The organism is Clostridia bacterium (assembly GCA_014360065.1).
Taxonomy (GTDB): Bacteria; Bacillota; DSM-521; order Neomoorellales; family JACIYF01; genus JACIYF01.
The window spans coordinates 1-2,357 of record JACIYF010000214.1 but is presented as its reverse complement, the minus strand read 5'-3'; the positions used below and the strand labels follow the sequence as shown (position 1 = coordinate 2,357).

General features: G+C 53.2%; 4 protein-coding genes. All 4 read left to right on the top strand.

All coding sequences use genetic code 11. The features are described 5' to 3' along the window. A partial coding sequence (locus H5U02_15155) for a DUF2703 domain-containing protein (GenBank protein MBC7343758.1) occupies positions 1-336 on the top strand: 336 nt, incomplete at its 5' end. Positions 337-372: 36 nt separating this feature from the next. After that, positions 373-741: a PadR family transcriptional regulator gene (locus tag H5U02_15150; protein MBC7343757.1), complete on the top strand. Its 369-nt coding sequence runs from the start codon at positions 373-375 to the stop codon at positions 739-741. Positions 742-800: 59 nt separating this feature from the next. Beyond that, positions 801-1,697 carry a permease gene (locus tag H5U02_15145; protein MBC7343756.1) on the top strand — a complete coding sequence of 299 codons (897 nt, stop codon included), beginning with the start codon at positions 801-803 and terminating at the stop codon, positions 1,695-1,697. A gap of 13 nt (positions 1,698-1,710) precedes the next feature. Then, on the top strand, positions 1,711-2,076 hold the full coding sequence (locus H5U02_15140) for a hypothetical protein (GenBank protein MBC7343755.1): 366 nt from the start codon (positions 1,711-1,713) through the stop codon (positions 2,074-2,076). Positions 2,077-2,357 lie beyond the last annotated feature (281 nt).

Below are 2,357 nucleotides of genomic sequence, written 5' to 3'. Positions count from 1 at the left end.
CGAGATATCCAGCTTGATGTCAAGGAAACCCGGTGCGAATCATGCGGCGATCTTTGCGGGGAAGAGGTTGATTGCCGCATTTGGACTTACCAAGGAAAGGAATACACAGTTGCTCCCAAAGCCATGATTATCGATGCTATACTCCGGGAGGTTTATGGAAGCTCAAAGGAAGAAAGACAAGAACTAAAGGAGCCAACGCAAGATATACCAGAGAATCTCAAACGCTTCTTCGCCGCTAAACAGAAGAAAGAAGCTCAGGCCGATCAGGCAGTAAACTCAGCAACCAATTGTTGCCTGAGTAAAGACGTTTGCTCACCCAATGGATGTTGTGGTTAAAGCTAAAAGGGAAATGTTCGCCTAAGGGAGTAGTGAATGTCTGATATGGACTTAACCAACCGCGAGTACTGGAACGGCCTGATCAAGATGAGCCTCTCTAAGTTCTTTATCCTGCGGGTCCTTTATGCCCAGCCCATGCACGGCTACGAGATAGCGCGCACGGTAGCCGAGGTGACGCAGGGTTGCTGTACTCCCACCGAAGGGACCATTTACCCGGTGCTGCGGGAGTTCGAGGAGGGAGGCTATGTCACCGCCAGCTCGGAAGTAGTAAACGGCCGCGAACGCAAGGTTTATACCCTTACCCCTAAGGGACAGAAAGCCTTCAAGGTAGCGGTTGAGGCCTGGCAGGAGGTCACCAGGTATATTCTCGAAGCGGTAGAGGCACGCCAAGGGGCAGGAACCTAATTTTTTTGCTCCTATATATTGCCCATCTATGTATTAAAGAGACGGAAAGGAGCTAAGCCATGAGCATTAACTCACTAGAGCAGAGCTTATACTTTTTTGTCACCATTATGGCTGAACTGGCAGTCCTATTCATCGGCATCAGCTTTCTGGTGGAGCTGCTTCGGCAGTACATCCCGGAGGCCACCATCCGCCGGGTGCTCAGCGGCCGCAGGGGCCAGGGAAACCTTCTGGGGGCTTCTTTTGGCGCCCTTACTCCCTTTTGCTCCTGCTCTACCATTCCCATTACCGTAGGTTTGCTAAATGCCGGGGCCTCCTTTGGTACCACCATATCTTTCCTGCTGGCCTCACCCTTGCTCAACCCGGTCATCCTGGGGCTGTTTTGGGCCATGTTCGGGTGGCAGGTAACGGTTACCTATGCGCTGCTCTGCTTTGCCCTGGCAGTGGCGATGGGCGCTCTGTGGGAAAAGCTCGGCTTGGCGGCTTATGTGAAGCGGGTCAGGGTATCAGGAGGGCACAACGGGGAGGAAGAAAGCCAAAACCTGCGCGTTCGCCTTATCCGTGCTCTGACCGGCTCCTGGCAGCAGTTTCTCGGTGTTCTGCCCTATCTACTGGTCGGGGTGGTCATCGGGGCAGCCATTTATGGCTTCGTCCCGGCAGACTGGGTGGCAAGGGTAGCCGGACCGCAAAATCCTCTGGCCATCCCGGTGGCGGCGGCCATTGGCATTCCTCTGTATATCAGGGTGGAAACCATGATTCCCATCAGCATGGTGCTCCTCGAGAAAGGTATGGGCCTGGGAGCCATCATGGCCCTTATTATCGGAGGAGCCGGAGCCAGCATTCCTGAGGTCAGTCTCTTGGCCAGCATCTTTAAACCGCGGCTGGTGGTGGCCTTTGTGTTAACCATCCTGGTGGTGGCTACGCTGGCCGGATATAGCTTTAACATTATCTTTGCTTAGGGAGGGGTTCTTTATGGCGGAAAAGAAGGGATTGCTGTCCAGGATCTTTGGCAAGCAGGGAAGCGGCTGCTGTGATGTCCGGATTGAGGAAATCCCCGAGGAAGAAAACCGGGAGCAGGCTACGGGAAAAAATTTCGGTGGCAGTTGCTGCTGTGGGGGGCCGGTGCCCAACGCCGAAATCGTAAATATCGATGGAAAACAAACAGGCATTGTGGGGCTAAAGGAGGCTATAGCCGAAGTCAAGAAGCTTAAGCTTACTGATCAGGAACAAATCAAGGATGAGCTTCTTGCACGGGTGCGACAGAGGAACTACATTAGTCCCGGCCGAGAAAAAGCTTACCGGGAAGCCCTCTGGCGGGAATACCAGGAACACGCATAATACCTGTTAAGGCAGCCAGGGCGTTTGGCCCTGGCTGCCTTTCTATGAGATTCGGGGCCTCAATTCTCACTTCCTTGTCCAGCGCCTAAAAATAGGTAAACCAAAAGTCAGGGGCTGCCCTAAAATTATACTTTTGGGACAGCCCCTCATTGCGTGGCGGGCCCTAGCCAGAACAGGACTCTGAGCCTATTTGCCCCAGAGACAACTATTCACATACTCAATATTCATGGTCATGTCTGATTGGGGAAGTGCTGGAAGTTTGAATCGCATCCGGTCTTAAC